Origin of the sequence: Pseudomonas sp. PDM20, from assembly GCF_014852575.3 — a bacterium.
In the GTDB taxonomy this organism is placed as follows: domain Bacteria; phylum Pseudomonadota; class Gammaproteobacteria; order Pseudomonadales; family Pseudomonadaceae; genus Pseudomonas.
Genome location: NZ_CM181224.1, coordinates 1,402,105 through 1,419,252, shown reverse-complemented (window position 1 = coordinate 1,419,252; position 17,148 = coordinate 1,402,105). Strand labels below are relative to the sequence as shown.

General features: G+C 64.5%; 19 protein-coding genes. 5 read left to right on the top strand and 14 right to left on the bottom strand.

Features of this window, described 5'->3' with window-relative positions; translation table 11 throughout:
* Window positions 1-33 precede the first annotated feature (33 nt).
* Both cmoA and cmoB read left to right on the top strand, forming a co-directional pair.
* Window positions 34-774 carry a carboxy-S-adenosyl-L-methionine synthase CmoA gene (gene cmoA / locus IB261_RS06720; protein ID WP_081517640.1) on the top strand — a complete coding sequence of 247 codons (741 nt, stop codon included), beginning with the start codon at window positions 34-36 and terminating at the stop codon, window positions 772-774.
* The gene (gene cmoB, locus IB261_RS06715) at window positions 771-1,739 is read left to right on the top strand and encodes a tRNA 5-methoxyuridine(34)/uridine 5-oxyacetic acid(34) synthase CmoB (protein WP_192381709.1); all 969 of its coding nucleotides are present in this window, start codon (window positions 771-773) and stop codon (window positions 1,737-1,739) included. The genes cmoA and cmoB overlap by 4 nt, the downstream gene beginning before the upstream one ends.
* Before the next feature lie 81 nt (window positions 1,740-1,820).
* Here the strand turns inward: cmoB and pdxJ are convergent, their stop codons facing one another.
* The 12 genes from pdxJ to rpoE all read right to left on the bottom strand — a co-directional run bounded on the left by pdxJ (window position 1,821) and on the right by rpoE (window position 12,400).
* The gene (pdxJ, locus tag IB261_RS06710) at window positions 1,821-2,564 is read right to left on the bottom strand and encodes a pyridoxine 5'-phosphate synthase (protein WP_081517638.1); all 744 of its coding nucleotides are present in this window, start codon (window positions 2,562-2,564) and stop codon (window positions 1,821-1,823) included.
* Window positions 2,557-3,261: a DNA repair protein RecO gene (gene recO / locus IB261_RS06705; protein ID WP_151189626.1), complete on the bottom strand. Its 705-nt coding sequence runs from the start codon at window positions 3,259-3,261 to the stop codon at window positions 2,557-2,559. The genes pdxJ and recO overlap by 8 nt, the downstream gene beginning before the upstream one ends.
* An 88-nt stretch (window positions 3,262-3,349) precedes the next feature.
* Window positions 3,350-4,291 carry a GTPase Era gene (gene era / locus IB261_RS06700; protein ID WP_081517636.1) on the bottom strand — a complete coding sequence of 314 codons (942 nt, stop codon included), beginning with the start codon at window positions 4,289-4,291 and terminating at the stop codon, window positions 3,350-3,352.
* Window positions 4,284-4,976 carry a ribonuclease III gene (gene rnc, locus IB261_RS06695; protein ID WP_017517395.1) on the bottom strand — a complete coding sequence of 231 codons (693 nt, stop codon included), beginning with the start codon at window positions 4,974-4,976 and terminating at the stop codon, window positions 4,284-4,286. Before rnc ends, era begins: the two co-directional genes overlap by 8 nt.
* On the bottom strand, window positions 4,973-5,350 hold the full coding sequence (locus IB261_RS06690; protein ID WP_081517635.1) for a DUF4845 domain-containing protein: 378 nt from the start codon (window positions 5,348-5,350) through the stop codon (window positions 4,973-4,975). Before IB261_RS06690 ends, rnc begins: the two co-directional genes overlap by 4 nt.
* Window positions 5,351-5,492: 142 nt before the next feature.
* Window positions 5,493-6,347, bottom strand: coding sequence for a signal peptidase I (gene lepB / locus IB261_RS06685; protein WP_081517634.1), 855 nt, complete (start codon window positions 6,345-6,347; stop codon window positions 5,493-5,495).
* A gap of 5 nt (window positions 6,348-6,352) precedes the next feature.
* Complete coding sequence (lepA, locus tag IB261_RS06680) at window positions 6,353-8,152, bottom strand: translation elongation factor 4 (RefSeq protein WP_045210230.1); 1,800 nt, start codon at window positions 8,150-8,152, stop codon at window positions 6,353-6,355.
* A 147-nt stretch (window positions 8,153-8,299) separates the two neighbouring features.
* On the bottom strand, window positions 8,300-9,730 hold the full coding sequence (locus IB261_RS06675; RefSeq protein WP_081517633.1) for a DegQ family serine endoprotease: 1,431 nt from the start codon (window positions 9,728-9,730) through the stop codon (window positions 8,300-8,302).
* A gap of 36 nt (window positions 9,731-9,766) precedes the next feature.
* A complete protein-coding gene (locus IB261_RS06670) occupies window positions 9,767-10,237 on the bottom strand; it encodes a SoxR reducing system RseC family protein (RefSeq protein ID WP_192381708.1) in 471 nt (156 codons plus the stop codon).
* Window positions 10,234-11,178: a MucB/RseB C-terminal domain-containing protein gene (locus IB261_RS06665; RefSeq protein ID WP_192381707.1), complete on the bottom strand. Its 945-nt coding sequence runs from the start codon at window positions 11,176-11,178 to the stop codon at window positions 10,234-10,236. The genes IB261_RS06670 and IB261_RS06665 overlap by 4 nt, the downstream gene beginning before the upstream one ends.
* Window positions 11,179-11,199: 21 nt before the next feature.
* Window positions 11,200-11,784 carry a sigma-E factor negative regulatory protein gene (locus IB261_RS06660; RefSeq protein WP_081517630.1) on the bottom strand — a complete coding sequence of 195 codons (585 nt, stop codon included), beginning with the start codon at window positions 11,782-11,784 and terminating at the stop codon, window positions 11,200-11,202.
* A 31-nt stretch (window positions 11,785-11,815) separates the two neighbouring features.
* Entirely contained in the window at window positions 11,816-12,400 is a 585-nt protein-coding gene (rpoE, locus tag IB261_RS06655; protein WP_017516654.1) for an RNA polymerase sigma factor RpoE/AlgU, read from the bottom strand.
* A 460-nt stretch (window positions 12,401-12,860) separates the two neighbouring features.
* Here rpoE and nadB point away from each other — a divergent pair, with 460 nt between their 5' ends.
* Window positions 12,861-14,477, top strand: coding sequence for an L-aspartate oxidase (nadB, locus tag IB261_RS06650; RefSeq protein WP_192381706.1), 1,617 nt, complete (start codon window positions 12,861-12,863; stop codon window positions 14,475-14,477).
* Here the strand turns inward: nadB and IB261_RS06645 are convergent.
* Entirely contained in the window at window positions 14,446-14,898 is a 453-nt protein-coding gene (locus IB261_RS06645) for a protein YgfX (protein WP_192381704.1), read from the bottom strand. The genes nadB and IB261_RS06645 overlap by 32 nt on opposite strands.
* Complete coding sequence (locus IB261_RS06640; protein ID WP_138212446.1) at window positions 14,882-15,136, bottom strand: FAD assembly factor SdhE; 255 nt, start codon at window positions 15,134-15,136, stop codon at window positions 14,882-14,884. Before IB261_RS06640 ends, IB261_RS06645 begins: the two co-directional genes overlap by 17 nt.
* Window positions 15,137-15,306: 170 nt before the next feature.
* On the opposite strand from IB261_RS06640, the gene ygfZ reads away from it, so the two are divergent.
* Window positions 15,307-16,242 carry a CAF17-like 4Fe-4S cluster assembly/insertion protein YgfZ gene (ygfZ, locus tag IB261_RS06635; protein WP_192210023.1) on the top strand — a complete coding sequence of 312 codons (936 nt, stop codon included), beginning with the start codon at window positions 15,307-15,309 and terminating at the stop codon, window positions 16,240-16,242.
* Between the two features lie 45 nt (window positions 16,243-16,287).
* On the top strand, window positions 16,288-17,124 hold the full coding sequence (locus tag IB261_RS06630; RefSeq protein ID WP_081517625.1) for an HDOD domain-containing protein: 837 nt from the start codon (window positions 16,288-16,290) through the stop codon (window positions 17,122-17,124).
* Window positions 17,125-17,148: the final 24 nt, after the last annotated feature.

Sequence of the window (17,148 nt, the reverse complement as noted above, 5' to 3'; positions counted from 1 at the left end):
TTGCCTGTTCAGCGTAACGAGGCCCCATCCAGCGTGAGCGAATCCGACCGCATCTTCGCCCAGCCGCAAACCCAGGTTCCCGACTTCACCTTCAACGAGGACGTGGTGCGCGTCTTCCCGGACATGATCAAGCGATCGGTGCCGGGCTACCCCACCATCGTCGAGAACATCGGCGTGCTCGGCGCGCGCTTCGCCGCCCCGCACAGCGTGCTCTACGACCTCGGCTGCTCGCTGGGCGCCGTGACCCAGGCGCTGCGCCGCCACGTGAAGACCGAAGGCTGCCGCGTCATCGGCGTCGACAACTCCGCCCCGATGATCGAGCGCTGCGGCGAATACCTGCGCGCCCAGGACGCCATGCACCAGGAACTGCTGCCGGTCGAGCTGATCGAGGCGGACATCCTCAAGCTGGACCTCAAGCCCTGCTCGCTGATCGCGCTGAACTTCACCCTGCAGTTCATCGCCCCCGAACAACGCCTGGAACTGCTCACCCGCCTGCACAGCGCCCTGCTGCCCGGCGGCGCGCTGATCCTCTCGGAAAAACTGCGTTTCGCCGACGAGCAGGAGCACGAGCTGCTCACCGACCTGCACATCGACTTCAAGCGCGCCAATGGCTACAGCGAATTGGAAATCGCCCAGAAACGCACCGCCATCGAGAACGTCATGCGCCCCGACACCCTGGATACCCACCGCGAGCGCCTGCTGGCCGCCGGTTTCTCCAAGGTCGTGCCCTGGTTCCAGTGCCTCAACTTCGCCTCCCTGATTGCCCTGCCATGATCGAACGCTTCGACCTCGACCGCCTGCGCCTTGAACTGGCCGGCACGCCACTGGAATCCTGGGCTGCGTCGCTGCCCGCGCAACTGGCCAGCAAGGTCGACGATGGCCACGGCGATCTCGAGCGCTGGCTGGACGCAGTGGATCGCCTGCCGCCGCTGCAAGCTGCCGCCGTCGAGCTGCGCGAGCGCTTCAACCTCGAAGGCACCTGCGACGAGGACACCCGCGCGCAGCTCAAGCTCGCCCTGCAAGGGCTGATCCCGTGGCGCAAGGGGCCGTTCAACCTGTTCGGCGTGCACATCGATACCGAATGGCGCTCGGACTGGAAATGGGAGCGTGTCTCGCCGCACATCGACCTGGCGGGCAAGCGTGTCCTCGATGTTGGCTGCGGCAACGGCTACTACCAGTGGCGCATGCTCGGCGCCGGCGCGCGCAGCGTGGTCGGCGTGGACCCGAACTGGCTGTTCTTCTGCCAGTTCCTCGCCATGAAGCGCTACCTGCCGGATCTGCCGGCCTGGCACCTGCCCTTCGCCCTGGAAGACCTGCCCGAGAAACTGGAAGGCTTCGACACCGTGTTCTCCATGGGCGTGCTCTACCACCGCCGCTCGCCCATCGACCACCTGCTGGCGCTCAAGGACTGCCTGCGCCGTGGCGGCGAGCTGGTGCTGGAAACCCTGGTGGTGGAAGGCGATGTGAACACCGTGCTGGTGCCCGAGGACCGCTACGCGCAGATGCGCAACGTGTGGTTCCTGCCCTCGGTGCCGGCGCTGGAGCTGTGGCTGCGCCGCGCAGGGTTCACCGACGTACGCAGCGTGGACATCAGCCGCACCTCGGTGGAAGAGCAGCGCGCCACCGAGTGGATGCGTTACCAGTCGCTGCCGGACTTCCTCGATCCGGACGACCACAGCCGCACCCTCGAAGGCCTGCCGGCGCCCATGCGCGCCACGCTGGTAGCGCGCAAGCCCTGAGCGCTGCTCAGGTCGAACTAGAACGTAGGGCGGATAACCCGTTCCGGGATATCCGCCCTACGGCTTCCAATCAGGTAGCGATCAGCGGTTGGCTGCCGCCACGATCAGCGCCTTCATCTCGGCAACCGCCTGCTTGAAGCCCACGAACAGCGCATGGGCGACGATGGCGTGGCCGATGTTCAGCTCGTTGATCCCGGCGATGGCCGCTACCGGCTCGGCATTGTGGTAATGCAGACCGTGGCCGGCATTGACGATCAGGCCATGGGACAGACCGAACTCCACGCCATCGCGGATGCGCGCCAGCTCATGGGCACCTTCGGCCGGGCTGTGGGCATCGGCGTAACGACCGGTGTGCAGTTCGACGGCGGGGGCGCCAACACGTGCCGAAGCCTCGATCTGGCGCTGGTCCGGGTCGATGAACAGCGACACCTCGCAGCCTGCGGCCGCCAGGCGCTGCACCGCTTCGCGGATGCGCGCTTCCTGGCCGGCGACGTCCAGGCCACCCTCGGTGGTCAGCTCCTGGCGGGTCTCCGGGACCAGGCAGACATGGGCAGGGCGGATGATCTCGGCGAACTTCATCATCTCCTCGGTGACGCCCATCTCGAAGTTCATGCGGGTCTGCAGCACTTCGGCGAGCACGCGCACGTCGCGGTCCTGGATGTGCCGGCGATCTTCGCGCAGGTGCACAGTGATACCGTCGGCGCCGGCTTCCTCGGCGTCCAGCGCGGCTTTCACCGGGTCGGGATAACGGGTGCCGCGGGCCTGGCGCAGGGTGGCGACGTGGTCGATGTTCACGCCGAGCAGAATACGGTTGGCTTCAGTCACGGGAGTTGTCCTTGCGATTCATGAAGAGCTCGCGGCTGACCAGCGGTCGGCCGCCAAGATGGGGTGCCAGGGCCTGGCGCATCAGGCGCTTGGCCGCTGCCAGGGCGCCGGGGGCGCTCCAGTCGGCTTCGGCCATGGCCAGCAGGTCGGCACCGTGGAACAGCCCCGGCTGCAGGCTACCGACCGGCTCGAGGCCCGCGTCGGGCAGCAGGCGGTAGAGACCATCGGGCGCCACAGCCTGGCCGACGATATCGGTGTCCAGGGAAAAACCATAGCCCAGGTCATCCAGCAGCCGCCATTCGAACGAGCGCAGCAGCGGCTCCAGCGGTCTGCCGGCGGCCAGCAGCGGCAGGGTCGCTCGGTAGTGCTCGAACAGCGCGGGATGCGGGTCTTCGGCCGGCAGCAGGCGGATCATCAGCTCGTTCAGGTACAGGCCGCTGAACAGCGCTTCGCCACTGAGCAGGTTGGGGATGCCATTGGGTTCCAGGCGCACGACATTCTTCAGATCGCTGCGCCCGCGGAATTCGGCTTCCAGCGGTACGAACGGTCGCGCCAGCGCTCCAGCCTTGCCCCGCGCGCCACGCAGGACGGCACGCAGACGCCCCTGCGGGGTGAAGAAATCCACCAGCGCGCTGGTTTCCTTGTAGGGGCGGCTGTGCAGGACGAAGGCAGCTTGGGCAATAGAAGCGAGGCTCATGGCGCTGCGCCTGGAATGGGAGTCGGGAGGCGGGCGCGCTCAGGCGCCCGAAGGGTGCGCCCCGCGAATGCTCGCGGGGCGCTGAAGGTCAGAGGTCGCCGTAGCCCAGCGAACGCAGTGCGCGCTCGTCGTCGGACCAGCCGCCTTTCACTTTCACCCAGAGGTTGAGCATGACCTTGGAGTCGAACAGCACTTCCATGTCCTTGCGGGCGTTCTGGCCGATGCTTTTGATGCGATCACCCTTGTCACCGATGATGATCTTCTTCTGGCCATCGCGCTCCACGAGGATCAGCGCGTGGATGTGCAGGATCGGACCGTCCTGCTTGAACTCTTCGATCTCCACGGCGACCTGGTACGGCAGCTCGGCGCCCAGTTGGCGCATGATCTTCTCGCGCACCAGTTCGGCGGCGAGGAAGCGGCTGCTGCGGTCGGTGATCTGGTCTTCCGGGAAGAAGTGGTCATTCTCCGGCAGGCGCTCGGCCACCAGGCCTTCGAGCACATCGAGGTTCTGCCCGTGCTGGGCGGAAATCGGCACGACTTCGGCGTTGGGCAGTTGCTCGGCCAGCCACTGCAGATGCGGCAGCAGCTCGCCCTTGTCTTCCATGCGGTCGACCTTGTTCACCGCCAGCAGGACCGGGCAGCTCACGTACTTGACCTTGTCGTAGACCATCTGGTCTTCGTCGGTCCAGCGGTTGCGGTCGACAACGAAGATCACCACGTCGACGTCCTTCAGCGCGGCGCTGGCCGAACGGTTCATGTAGCGGTTCAGCGCCTTGTCGTTGTCCTTGTGCAGGCCAGGGGTGTCGACATACACAGCCTGCACGTCACCCTCGGTCTTGATGCCCAGCAGGGTATGGCGAGTGGTCTGCGGCTTGCGCGAGGTGATCGCCAGCTTCTGCCCGAGGATGTGGTTGAGCAGGGTCGACTTGCCGACGTTGGGGCGGCCGACGATGGCGACGTAACCGCAACGAACGGCTCCTGCTTCATCGTGCTCGGATGGGTCGTGCTGGTCTTGCTCGTGCTCACTCATGGCCATTCTCCACGCCCAGGGCTGCCAGTGCGGCGGCGGCTGCCACCTGCTCGGCGATGCGGCGACTGCCGCCGTGACCGTGGGTCTTGTCGTTCAGCAGGGCCACCTCGCACTCCACGAAGAAAGTGCGGCAATGCGGTTCGCCCTGGATATCCACCACGTCGTAACGCGGCAATTCGCACCCGCGGGACTGCAGGAATTCCTGCAGGCGGGTCTTGGGGTCCTTGTTGGTATCCACCGGGGTCAGCTCGCGCAATTGCGGGCCAAGCCAGTCCATGATCCGCTCACGGGCGGAATCCATGCCGGTGTCCAGATAGATGGCGCCAATCAGCGCCTCCATGGCGTCAGCCAGGATCGACTCGCGGCGATAACCGCCGCTCTTCAGCTCGCCCGAGCCCAGTCGCAGGTAATCCCCGATCTCGAAACCGCGGGCCAGCAGGGCCAGGGTCTCGCCCTTCACCAGTCGCGCGCGCAGGCGCGACAGCTGGCCTTCGCGGGCCTGGGGAAAGTGGGTGAACAGGGCTTCGCCGATGACGAAGTTGAGGATGGCGTCACCGAGGAACTCCAGGCGCTCGTTGTTGCGCCCGGCGAAACTGCGATGGGTCAGCGCCAGGACCATCAGGTCCTGGTCGCGGAAGGTGTAGCCAAGCTTGCGCTCGAGTCGATCCAGACTGTTGTTACTCACGGCATTCGTACACGGAATTCTTTGTCAAATTTGACCACCAGGTCGATGTTCTGTACCAGTGGCTCGCGTTTTTCGTATTTCAGGTGGGCGCGGAATTCGTTGTTCTCGAGTTTCACGTCCAGCGCGTCATCCAGCTTGAGGTCGCGGATGTTGTTGAGCATCAGTGCCTTGTCCACATAGGAGTAGAACTCCGGAACAGTGCGCACTTCGGCGGCCTTGTCGGTCTCAACCGAGGTGATGGCCTTCTCGATGGCGTAATAGTCCAGGTAATGCGGAATGATCTTGAACGCGGCACTGGCCAGGAACGCCACGACGGCGAGCACCACCAGCCAACCCAGCAACGACATTCCCTTCTGCGAACGTGCGTACGTCATATCGACCTCATGTCGGTATCTTTCTTATTTGCCCGCCAACCACGGCGGGTCCAAGTGAAGCGGGGCTGCCTCGCTCCCCGCGTGCAGCCCCGCCCTTTTCTAGCACCGTTCCAGCCACGCCGGCCTGGAGCGCCTCACAAGTCTAGTGAATCACGCCGACTCGCGAGAAATTCGGCAGATTGCGCATCTTCGGATCCGGCCAGCTCATCCAGACCGCGAAGGCCTTGCCGACGATATTGCGGTCCGGAACCATGCCCAGCAGGTCCTTCGGAATCTTCGGATCGTTCCAGTAGCGGCTGTCGTTGGAGTTGTCGCGGTTGTCGCCCATCATGAAGTAATGGCCGGCCGGCACCTTCCACTGCTTGCCCGGCTCGATGCGGAAGCGGGTCATTTCCTTGCGGATCATGTGCTCCGCGGCGCCCAGCTTCTCCTGGTACAGGGTCACGCTGCCCAGGGTGCCCGGCTCCTCGCCCACCAGCGACTCGGCTACGGCCTGGTCATTGATGAACAGGCGCTTGTCGCTGGTGTAGCGGATGGTGTCCCCAGGAACACCGACCACACGCTTGATGTAGTTGATGTTCGGATCGCTGGGATAGCGGAACACCATGACATCGCCACGTTGCGGGTCACCCACCGGGATCACCTTGGTGTCCAGCACCGGCAGGCGGATGCCGTAGGCGAACTTGTTCACCAGGATGAAATCGCCCACTTCCAGGGTCGGCTTCATCGAACCCGACGGGATCTGGAACGGCTCGACCAGGAACGAACGCAGCACCAGCACGATGAACAGCACCGGGAAGAACGACTTGCCGTACTCGACGAGCACCGGCTCCTTGTTCAGTTTCTCCAGCACTTCCGGGTCAGCTTCGCCGACCGAACCTTCATAGGCGGAAATGGCCGCCCGGCGGCGCGGTGCGAACAGCACCAGGTCCACCAGGGCGAGAACGCCGCATACCGCAACGGCAATCACCAGCAACAGCGGGAAATTCAGGGTCATAGGGTTCAACTGTCCACTTTGAGCACAGCGAGGAAGGCTTCCTGCGGAATCTCCACGCTACCGACCTGCTTCATCCTTTTCTTACCGGCCTTCTGCTTCTCCAGCAGCTTGCGCTTACGGCTCACGTCACCACCGTAGCACTTGGCCAGCACGTTCTTCCTGAGCGCCTTGACCGTCGAGCGGGCGATGATCTGCCCACCGATGGCCGCCTGAATCGCGACGTCGAACATCTGCCGCGGAATCAATTCCTTCATCTTCTCCACCAGCTGACGGCCCTTGTACGGGGCGTTGTCGCGGTGGACGATCAGGGCGAGGGCATCGACCTTCTCACCGTTGATCAGCACATCGAGGCGAACCAGGTTGGCCGGCTCGAAGCGGTCGAAGCTGTAGTCCAGCGAAGCATAGCCGCGGCTGGTGGACTTCAGGCGGTCGAAGAAGTCCAGCACCACTTCGTTCATCGGCAGATCGTAGATCACCTGGACCTGGCCGCTGAGGAAGTGCATGTCACGCTGGACGCCGCGCTTCTCGATGCACAGGGTAATGACGTTGCCCAGGTGCTCCTGAGGCACAAGAATGGTTGCGCGGCAGATCGGCTCGCGCATTTCGTCGATGGACGAGAGGTCGGGCAGCTTGGATGGATTGTCGACGTAGAGGATCTCGCCGTTCTTCTGCACGATCTCGAAGATCACGGTCGGTGCAGTGGTGATCAGGTCCAGGTCGTATTCGCGCTCCAGGCGCTCCTGGATGATCTCCATGTGCAGCATGCCGAGGAAGCCGATGCGGAAGCCGAAACCCAGGGCCTCGGAGCTTTCCGGCTCGTACTGCAGCGCGGCGTCGTTCAGGGTCAGCTTCTGCAGCGCTTCGCGGAAGTCCTCGAAGTCATCGGAGCTGACCGGGAACAGGCCGGCGTAGACCTGCGGCTTGATGCGCTTGAAGCCTGGCAGCACGTCCACGTCGGGGGTGTTGTTCAGGGTCAGGGTATCGCCCACCGGCGCGCCGAGGATGTCCTTGATGCCGGCGATGATGAAGCCCACTTCACCGGCCTTGAGGTCCGGAGTCTCGGTGTGCTTCGGGGTGAAGACGCCGACGCTGTCCACCTGGTGGACCTTGCCGGTGGACTTCACCAGGATCTTGTCGCCTTTCTTGACGCGGCCGTGCTTCACACGCACCAGCGAGACCACGCCCAGGTAATTGTCGAACCAGGAGTCGATGATCAGCGCCTGCAGCGGTGCGTCGATCTCGCCTTCCGGAGCGGGAATGGCAGTGACCAGGCGCTCCAGCACGTCTTCCACGCCCATGCCGCTCTTGGCCGAGCAGGCCACGGCGTCGGTGGCGTCGATGCCGATGATGCTTTCGATCTCGTCCTTCACGCGGTCCGGATCGGCCTGCGGCAGGTCCATCTTGTTCAGGACCGGCATCACTTCCAGGCCCTGCTCGATGGCGGTGTAGCAGTTGGCGACCGACTGCGCCTCCACGCCCTGGCCGGCATCCACTACCAGCAGCGCGCCTTCGCACGCGGCCAGCGAACGGCTGACTTCGTAGGTGAAGTCGACGTGGCCGGGGGTGTCGATGAAGTTCAGCTGGTAGGTCTTGCCGTCCTTCGCCTTGTAGTGAAGGGTGACGCTGTGCGCCTTGATGGTGATGCCGCGCTCACGCTCCAGGTCCATGGAGTCCAGTACCTGGGCCTCCATCTCGCGGTCGGACAGGCCGCCGCACATCTGGATGAAGCGGTCTGCCAGCGTCGACTTGCCATGGTCGATGTGGGCGATGATGGAGAAATTGCGGATATGACTCAGGTCACTCACGGCGAACACACTCGGAAGGCTGAAGGCGGCGGTCCGCCGAAAAATAGCGGGGGAGTTTACCTGACTACAGCCTGATGCGTCACGCCGCGCCGGACGGTCAGGCATGAAAAAGGGCGACCGGAGTCGCCCTTTTCTGGTGCGCCGACCTTACTCGGTCAGTTTGAACGTGATGAAGCTCGCACGACCCTGACGCAGCACTCGCATGGAAATCGAACGATCCTTCGGCAGCGCCTTGGCGATCTCGCTGAAGGTTTTCGAGGAATCCACCGCGCGATTGTTCAGATGAGTGATGACGTCGCCCGGACGCAGGCCGATCATGGCCGCCGGACCGCCCTGCACTTCCTTGATGACCACGCCGCCTTTGATATCCAGGGACTTGCGCTGCTCGGCAGTCAGCTCCGCCACGGTCACACCCATGCGGTTGCTGCTGCGCTCGGCGCCCTTGCCCTCGACAGCGGCGACGGCATCATCGTCGTCCGGCAGGCTGCCGATGGTCAGGCTCAGGGTCTGGCGCTTGTTGTCACGGATGACTTCCAGGGACGCCTTGTCGCCCGGCTTCATGTTGCCCACCAGGTGCGGCAGGTCGGCGGATTCATTGATGGTCTGGCCGTTCAGGCTCAGGATCACGTCACCCACCTGCAGGCCGCCCTTGGCCGCCGGGCCATCTTCCACCAGCTGCGCGACCAGCGCGCCGGCCGGTTTGTCGAGACCGAAGGATTCGGCCAGGTCCTTGTTCACTTCCTGGATTACCACGCCCAGCCAGCCACGGTTGACCTTGCCGCCGGCCTTGAGCTGATCGGCGACGTTCAGCGCCACATCGATCGGGATCGCGAAGGAAAGACCCATGAAGCCGCCGGAACGGGTGAAGATCTGCGAGTTGATACCCACCACTTCGCCCTGCAGGTTCAGCAGCGGACCACCGGAGTTGCCCGGGTTGATCGCCACGTCGGTCTGGATGAACGGCACGTAGTTCTCGTTCGGCAGGCTGCGGCCCTTGGCGCTGACGATACCGGCAGTCACCGAGTGGTCGAAGCCGAACGGCGAACCGATGGCCAGCACCCACTCGCCGACCTTCAGCTTGTCGGAATCGCCCAGCTTGAGCGTCGGCAGGCCCTTGGCATCGATCTTCAGCACGGCCACGTCGCTGCGCGGATCGGCACCGACCAGCTTGGCCTTGTGCTCGCTGCGGTCGGACAGGCGTACGAGGATCTCGTCGGCGTCGGCCACCACGTGGTTGTTGGTGAGAATGTAGCCATCATCGGAAATGATGAAGCCCGAACCCAGCGACTGGGCCTCGCGCTGCTGGCCACGGGGCGCCTGACCCTGACCGCCCTGGCCGCGGGGAATGCTGCGCTCGAAGAATTCGCGCAGGCCCGGCGGCAGGCCGTCGAGGTCCGGAATGCCCATCTGCGCGTTGGAGCGGTCGGGAAGTTTCTGGGTGGTACTGATGTTGACCACCGCCGGCGAGGCCTTCTCGACCAGCGGAGTGAAGTCCGGTAGTTCAGCCCGCGCGGTGACCGACAGGCTCAGGGCCAGCAGGGCGACCAGCGCAGCCATGCTGCGTTTCAGGGTTTGCATTGACTACAGCTCCCGTGATGTTGATTGGGAAGATCACTAAACAGGGCCGGGCGGCCCACCGACCAGCGCACGCAGCACAACCGGTTGCATCGCCGGATCATCCGTATGGCGTCGCGCATGGCGACGCACCAGCAGCCAGGCCAGCAGGAAACCCGCCAGCCCGGCCACGATGATGAGAGGTTCCCCCAGATCGAGGCGCGCCGCCAGTAGCGCCAGCGCGAACAGCCCGATCAGCGGGGAAAGATAGAAAAGCAGGGCGCTTTTCAGCAGAAGGTCTTCATCCACGCCCAGCAGGATTTCATCGCCAGGCTTAAGACTCGATGAAGCCAGGTTCGGCGAGATGAGCGCTCGCACTCGGCTGCGTCCCTGGGAAACACCCAGCCGCTCCAGGAGACCCTGGCCGCAACCGGCGTTGACCGAACATCCCGAGCAGGTGGAGCGGCGCAGCGTTTCGACCTGGACCGCTCCAGACTCGAGCGCAACCACTCTTCCCCGCTCATGGATCACTGTGGCTGGGCTCCCGTTGGCCGCATGGACAACGCCACGCGCTCGGCCGTGCCACTGGGTATCTCGCCGACCACGGTCACCATGGTGCCGCCATCTTCACTGGCGATCCGCCTCGACACCACGGTGGTCGGGCCCAGCTGGGTGCGGGCATCATCGACCTTGGCGCCGTGCAGCGGCTCGAGGAATACCGAGAAACGCGCCAGTCCGTCGCCGTAGGCCAGGCACAGGACCTGGTCATTGGAGACCGGGCTGCGCTCCTGCAGCGTACTGTTCAGGGTAAAGCCCGGCGGCACCCATTCCGAATGCCAGTTGGTCTTCACCTGGGCAACCTTGGCTACCTTCACCGGCTTGCAGGCCGCGCTCGCCTGCAACTCGCCGTCATCCGGCGCTGCCATGTCGATGCGGGTGAACTGCAGGCGCTCGATGATCTGGCCCTTGTCATTGAGCAGCAGGGACTTGAGCGGCAGGCCCGTCTCCTTGTCCACGTGCAGCTCGAAGCCATAGCGATGCTGGTCACGCGGGATCACCGCCAGCACCACCGCCGGACGATCGGCAATACGCGACTCGCCGGCGACGCGAACGTCGTAGTAGGTAGATAGATCAGCAGGGTTGAGCTTGCGTGCCGGCCACATCTCGCCGGTCGACGCCTGCCCCGACATGCCTCCACCTACGCACTGGGTGGCGCCATCGACGCGCACCACTTCCTGGCGCGGCCCATCGACCTGAACCAGGTGCTCGCGCACCGAGCCGTCACTCTCCACACGATGCCAGACATCGTGGGTGGAGAAGGCTCCGCTGCGTTCGTAGATGAAGGTACCCTGGAAGTTCTGTTGCTGATCAGCCTCGGAGAGGCGCTTGATCCAGTCCAACGCATCGGCGGCCTGGACTGGCAATGCCAGCAGACCGCCGAGGAAGAACAACAGTGCTGTCGTCGCGCGCATGTCGCTCCTTAAGGTCGCAAATCAGCGGCTTTCCAGGCTCGCGGCGCGTGCATAAGGCAGGGCGCTGTCGGTGCCGCTGACGGCGGACTGCTGCGCGTGTTGACGCAGGTAACCCGGAAGACGCTGCTCATGCCAGGTGGTCTGCCCGCCCTGGGCATTGGTGATCACCTGCGGCGCCTCGTCCTGAGTGTAGCCTGCCAGTACCGCCGGGCCTTGCACTTGCGGCAAGGCGATCTGCGGGGTGGCACCTTGCTGGGCAAGGCCGTTGGCGACACTGTCATCCTGGTGGTACATGCGTACACCGGCCAGCACAGCCAGGGTCACCGAGGCGGCGACGGCCAGGCGGCCGACGTTGCGCCACGGATTGCGGCTGCGCGGCGCCGGTGCGGCTTCATCGGCCAGCGCGGCGGACACGGCGGCGGCAATGTCCAGCTTGGGCATGGCCGGCTCGCGGTGCATCACTGCACGGGCCAGTTGGTAACGGGACCAGGTGGCCCGCAATTCGGCGTCCTCGCCGCAGGCTGCAAGCACACGCCGCAGCTCAAGCTCATCCGCTTCGTTATCCATTACCGCGGACAGCGACTCCTGCAGGGCTTCACGACTCATAGCGGTACCTCTCTTGGCTTCTGCCGCTGTATCAGACTTCATCATGCAACAAAGGCTGCAAAGCTTTGTCGATCGCTTCCCGCGCACGGAATATCCGTGAGCGGACGGTCCCCACCGGACACTGCATCACGGTGGCGATATCTTCGTAACTCAGGCCTTCGAACTCGCGCAGGGTCAAGGCCGTGCGCAAATCATCGGGCAGCTGCTGGATGGTGCGATGGACGGTTTCCTCGATCTCATCCCGCAGCATGGCTCTTTCCGGCGACTCGATGTCCTTCAGGGCGTGATCGCCGTCGAAGAACTCCGCGTCCTCTGCCGTGACATCGCTGTCCGGCGGCCGCCGACCGCGCGCAACCAGATGGTTCTTCGCGGTGTTGATGGCGATACGGTACAGCCAGGTATAAAAGGCACTGTCGCCCCGGAAGTTGCCCAAGGCGCGATACGCCTTGATGAATGCTTCCTGTGCAACGTCCTGGGCTTCCTGCGCGTCGTGCACGAATCGCACGATGAGACCCAGAATCTTGTGCTGGTACTTCAGCACCAGCAGGTCGAATGCCCGTTTGTCTCCGCGCTGTACCCGTTCAACCAGTTGCTGATCCTGTTCCTGGGTTAGCATGAATGCTCCTCTGAAAACCTGGAGGAGCTTCGAGCACCCTGGTAAATCGTCCTGCCAAGATAGACTCGGGTCTTTTGCAAAAGTTCTCCCCTCCAAGCATGCGCCGCACAGTTTTTTCACATTTGCGGCAATCGGACCCCACATGCGTCCGAAGCCCGTCAAATTCAACTGCACCGGGCGGAACACCCGCTCCCCTTCCGCGCAATGTCAATCTGCGCGCAAAGTTGATTGGGTATTCCGCGTTCGAACCGGAACGCCTGAAAAAGTTCCGGTGATTTGCCGTGATCGTTCAATGACTTCGACGCAACCCCTGGCGCCTGCCGGACCGGCTTGAGCGGGGAAGAAAGCTTCCCGCCCTGCGACTGCCGCCCCACCTCACGCGCCTTCGGTGTCATCGGTTCGCCAGTATTGTGCCGTGGCCCCCTTCTATATACTAGGGCGCCATTTTGTGGAGCCGGGTATGAGTCAGCATTTCCAGCACGACGTCCTAGTGATCGGCAGCGGGGCCGCCGGCCTGACGCTGGCTTTGACGCTGCCTTCGCACCTGAAGATCGCCGTGCTGAGCAAGGGCGAACTCTCCCAGGGCTCCACCTTCTGGGCCCAGGGTGGCGTTGCCGCCGTGCTGGATGACACCGATACCGTGGAGTCCCACGTCGAGGACACCCTGGTCGCCGGCGCCGGCCTGTGCCGCGAGGACGCGGTGAAATTCACCGTCGAGCATAGCCGCGAGGCCATCCAGTGGCTGATCGAGCAGGGCGTTCCCTTCACCCGCGACCATGAGCCGGGCCGCGAGGACGGCGGTTTCGAGTTCCACCTGACCCGTGAAGGCGGCCACAGCCATCGGCGGATCATCCACGCTGCCGACGCCACCGGCGCCGCGATATTCAATGCCCTGCTGGAACAGGCCCGCCAGCGGCCGAACATCGAACTGCTGTCGCAACGGGTCGCCGTCGACCTGATCACCGAGCAGAAACTGGGTATGGACGGTCAACGCTGCCTGGGCGCTTACGTACTGGACCGCTCGACCGGCGAAGTCGACACCTTCGGCGCGCGCTTCACCGTGCTTGCCTCGGGCGGCGCCAGCAAGGTCTACCTCTATACCAGCAACCCAGACGGCAACTCCGGCGACGGTATCGCCATGGCCTGGCGCGCCGGCTGCCGGGTCGGCAACCTGGAATTCAACCAGTTCCACCCGACCTGCCTGTACCACCCGCAGGCCAAGAGTTTCCTGATCACCGAGGCGCTGCGTGGCGAAGGCGCCCTGCTCCGACTGCCCAATGGCGAGCGCTTCATGCCGCGCTTCCACGCCTTGGGCGAACTCGCCCCGCGTGACGTGGTGGCCCGCGCCATCGACCACGAGATGAAGCGCCTGGGCATCGACTACGTCTACCTGGACATCAGCCACAAGCCGGCCGAGTTCATCCGCGAGCACTTCCCCACCGTCTACGAGCGCTGCCTGGACTTCGGCATCGACATCACCCGCGAGCCCATCCCTGTGGTACCGGCGGCGCACTACACCTGCGGCGGCGTGCTGGTGGACTCCCAGGGTCGCACCGACGTGCCGAACCTCTACGCCATCGGCGAGACCACCTTCACCGGCCTGCACGGCGCCAACCGCATGGCCAGCAACTCACTGCTGGAATGCTTCGTCTACGCCCGCTCCGCCGCCGCCGACATCCTCGCCGAACTGCCCAAGGCGCAGACGCTGGTCGCCCTGCCCTGCTGGGACGCCAGCCAGGTGACCGATTCGGACGAGGACGTGATCATCGCCCACAACTGGGACGAGCTGCGGCGCTTCATGTGGGACTACGTGGGCATCGTGCGTACCAACAAGCGCCTGGCGCGCGCCCAGCACCGGGTTCGCCTGCTGCTGGACGAGATCGACGAGTTCTACTCGAACTACAAGGTCAGCCGCGACCTGATCGAGCTGCGCAACCTCGCCCAGGTGGCCGAACTGATCATCCTCTCCGCCATGCAGCGCCACGAGAGCCGCGGCCTGCACTACACGCTGGACTATCCGGACCTGTTGCCCGAAGCCCGCGACACTATCCTGGCGCCGTCCACCTATTGCGACTGAAGCGCAGCCGCACCCGCAGGCGCCGGTGCAACTCCGGCGCCAAGGCGTCGGAAGGTACGCAGACGCTGCGCGCCAGCCAGTCACCAGGACGACGGAAACGCAGGACGATCAACGAGGGCAGCGCCAAGCTGTCCGGCATCAACTGCACGGATTGAAACCCTTCCCGCTCGCTCCACAACTGCCAGCCCTCGGCGTTGTGGCGCAGCGCACGCACCGAATCCGGCGCGCGCAATAGAATCCGCCCAGGCACCACCCGGCACGCATGCAGCAGGCAGAGGCTCAGGCCGAGCGTTTTCCAGTGAAGGGGAATGTCCGCGAGCAGCAGCGCCAGGACGGCGCAGCATTGCGCGGCGAGGTAGGCCGCCAGCAAACCGATGGACGGCTGCCAGCGGCACTCGAAGGGGTCACTTCGGCTGGACACGGTCCAGGATCATGCGAACGATGATGCGCAGGTCGGCATCTTCCGGCTCGCCGCGCTGCATGAACCAGCCGAACATGTCCTGGTCCTCGCACTCCAGCAGCTTGCGGAAGCGCGCCTGATCGTCGGCGGGCAGGCCCGGGTAGACTTCCTGGACAAAAGGCACCAGCAGGACGTCCAGTTCCAGCATGCCGCGGCGGCTGTGCCAGAAAAGGCGTTTGAGTTCGGTTTCGTCGTTCATCTGCGGGTTCCCTCGAATAACTGCGAGCAAATACATCGGAACGCTCGCGAAGTCGACGGACGGCGCGAGCCGAGCGGCATTATACGCATGCTCGGCTCACCCGGCACCCGCTGACAAGGCTGGGCCTGAGCTCTATCATGAGGCCCCTAACTTTCTTCCAGCGAATCGTGATGACCGACTCTGCTTTCTACACCGAACTCAATCACGAAGGGATTCTCGCCGTCCGTGGCGCGGACGCCGCCAAATTCCTCCAGGGCCAGCTGACCTGCAACCTCAATTACCTGAACGCCGAATACTCCAGCCTCGGTGCCCGCTGCACACCCAAGGGCCGCATGACCTCCAGCTTCCGCATCCTCGCCGAAGGCGAAGGCTTCCTGCTGGCCATGGCCAACGACCTGCTGGACAGCCAGCTGACTGACCTGAAGAAGTACGCGGTGTTCTCCAAGGCCACCCTCTCCGATGACAGCACCCAGTGGGCGCGCTTCGGCCTGAGCGGTGCGGACGCTGTCCTCGCCGAACTGGGCCTGAGCCTCTCCGGCGAAGCCGACCAGGTAGCGCGGGTCGAGGGCCTGATCGCCATCGGTCTCGGCCAGGGCCGCGTCGAACTCTGGGCATCGGCCGAACGCGCCGCCGCCATCGCCGACCTGCTGCAGACCCGCCTGCCCCACGCCGAACTCAACGACTGGCTGCTCGGCCAGGTTCGCGCCGGGGTCGGCCAGGTGTTCGGCGCCACCCGCGAGCTGTTCATCCCGCAGATGATCAACCTGCAGGCCGTAGGCGGCGTGAGCTTCAAGAAGGGCTGCTACACCGGCCAGGAAATCGTCGCGCGCATGCAGTACCTGGGCCGCCTCAAGCGCCGCCTGCAGCGCCTGAAACTCGATGGTGCCGAACTGCCGGAGCCGGGCCGCGAGCTGTTCTCGCCGGTGCATTCCACCAGCGTCGGCGAAGTGGTACTGGCCGCCCGCGCGGCCGATGGCGTGGAGCTGCTCGCTGTGCTGCAGGACGACGCCGCTGCCGACGGCAACGTGCGCCTGGGCGAGGACCAGCCCCTGCGTCTGCTGGACCTGCCTTACGTTCTGGACAGCGACCGCGAGATCCAGCGCTGAATTTCGTGCCGGGCGGGGAGCCCGGCTTTCCCTGAAGGACACTTCATGAGCAAGCTTGCCGAAAAAGTACAACAGGAACTGCTGCGGGCCATCGACAACGATGAGCTGGTGCTGCCGACGCTGCCGGAAGTCGCCCTGCGCGTCCGTGAGGCGGCGGAAGACCCGGATATCAGCATCCAGGATCTGGCCAAGGTGATCGGCAACGACGCTGCCCTGACCGCGCGCATCATCAAGGTGGTGAACAGCCCGCTGCTGCGCACCAACAAGGAAATCACCGACCTGCAGATGGCGATCAGCCGCCTGGGGATCAACTACACCTGCAACCTGGCCACCGGTCTTGCCATGGAGCAGATGTTCCAGGCCACCTCCGACGTGGTCGACCGCAAGATGCGCGAGGTGTGGAACAAGAGCACCGAGATCGCCGGCATCTGCCACGCCCTGTGCCGCCACTACACCCGCCTGGCGCCGGATCAGGCGACCCTGGCCGGCCTGGTGCACCAGATCGGCGTGCTGCCGATCCTCACCTACGCCGAGGAGCACAGCGAACTGCTGGCCGATTCCATCAGCCTCAACCATGTGATCGAGCGCATCCACCCGGTCATCGGCGACCGCATCCTCAAGGCCTGGGACTTCCCGGCGCCGATCGCCGCCGTGCCGGGCCAGCACCTGGACTTCAGCCGCGACTCGGCCAAGGTCGACTACGTGGACATCGTCCAGGTAGCCACCCTGCAGAGCTACCTGGGCAGCCAGCACCCCTACACCGAACTGGACTGGGCGACCATTCCGGCCTTCGCCAAACTGGGCCTGGACCCGAAGGCAGACGTGAAGGAAGACGAAGACCTCTCCGCCGCCATGGAAGCGGCCATGAGCATGCTGCAGTAAGTTCGCGCCGTACCACCCGAAACC

Bases quoted from the DNA above. Each gene is read 5' to 3' on its own strand.
- IB261_RS06665 (WP_192381707.1), bottom strand. From the start codon at position 11,178: ATGCGCGCGACGACAGCACTGTTGTTCTTCCTCGGCGGTCTGCTGGCA.
- rpoE (WP_017516654.1), bottom strand. From the start codon at position 12,400: ATGCTAACCCAGGAACAGGATCAGCAACTGGTTGAACGGGTACAGCGC.
- IB261_RS06690 (WP_081517635.1), bottom strand. From the start codon at position 5,350: ATGACGTACGCACGTTCGCAGAAGGGAATGTCGTTGCTGGGTTGGCTG.
- ygfZ (WP_192210023.1), top strand. From the start codon at position 15,307: ATGACCGACTCTGCTTTCTACACCGAACTCAATCACGAAGGGATTCTC.
- IB261_RS06675 (WP_081517633.1), bottom strand. From the start codon at position 9,730: ATGCAAACCCTGAAACGCAGCATGGCTGCGCTGGTCGCCCTGCTGGCC.
- cmoB (WP_192381709.1), top strand. From the start codon at position 771: ATGATCGAACGCTTCGACCTCGACCGCCTGCGCCTTGAACTGGCCGGC.
- lepB (WP_081517634.1), bottom strand. From the start codon at position 6,347: ATGACCCTGAATTTCCCGCTGTTGCTGGTGATTGCCGTTGCGGTATGC.
- recO (WP_151189626.1), bottom strand. From the start codon at position 3,261: ATGAGCCTCGCTTCTATTGCCCAAGCTGCCTTCGTCCTGCACAGCCGC.
- IB261_RS06660 (WP_081517630.1), bottom strand. From the start codon at position 11,784: ATGAGTCGTGAAGCCCTGCAGGAGTCGCTGTCCGCGGTAATGGATAAC.
- era (WP_081517636.1), bottom strand. From the start codon at position 4,291: ATGAGTGAGCACGAGCAAGACCAGCACGACCCATCCGAGCACGATGAA.
- nadB (WP_192381706.1), top strand. From the start codon at position 12,861: ATGAGTCAGCATTTCCAGCACGACGTCCTAGTGATCGGCAGCGGGGCC.
- IB261_RS06630 (WP_081517625.1), top strand. From the start codon at position 16,288: ATGAGCAAGCTTGCCGAAAAAGTACAACAGGAACTGCTGCGGGCCATC.
- IB261_RS06640 (WP_138212446.1), bottom strand. From the start codon at position 15,136: ATGAACGACGAAACCGAACTCAAACGCCTTTTCTGGCACAGCCGCCGC.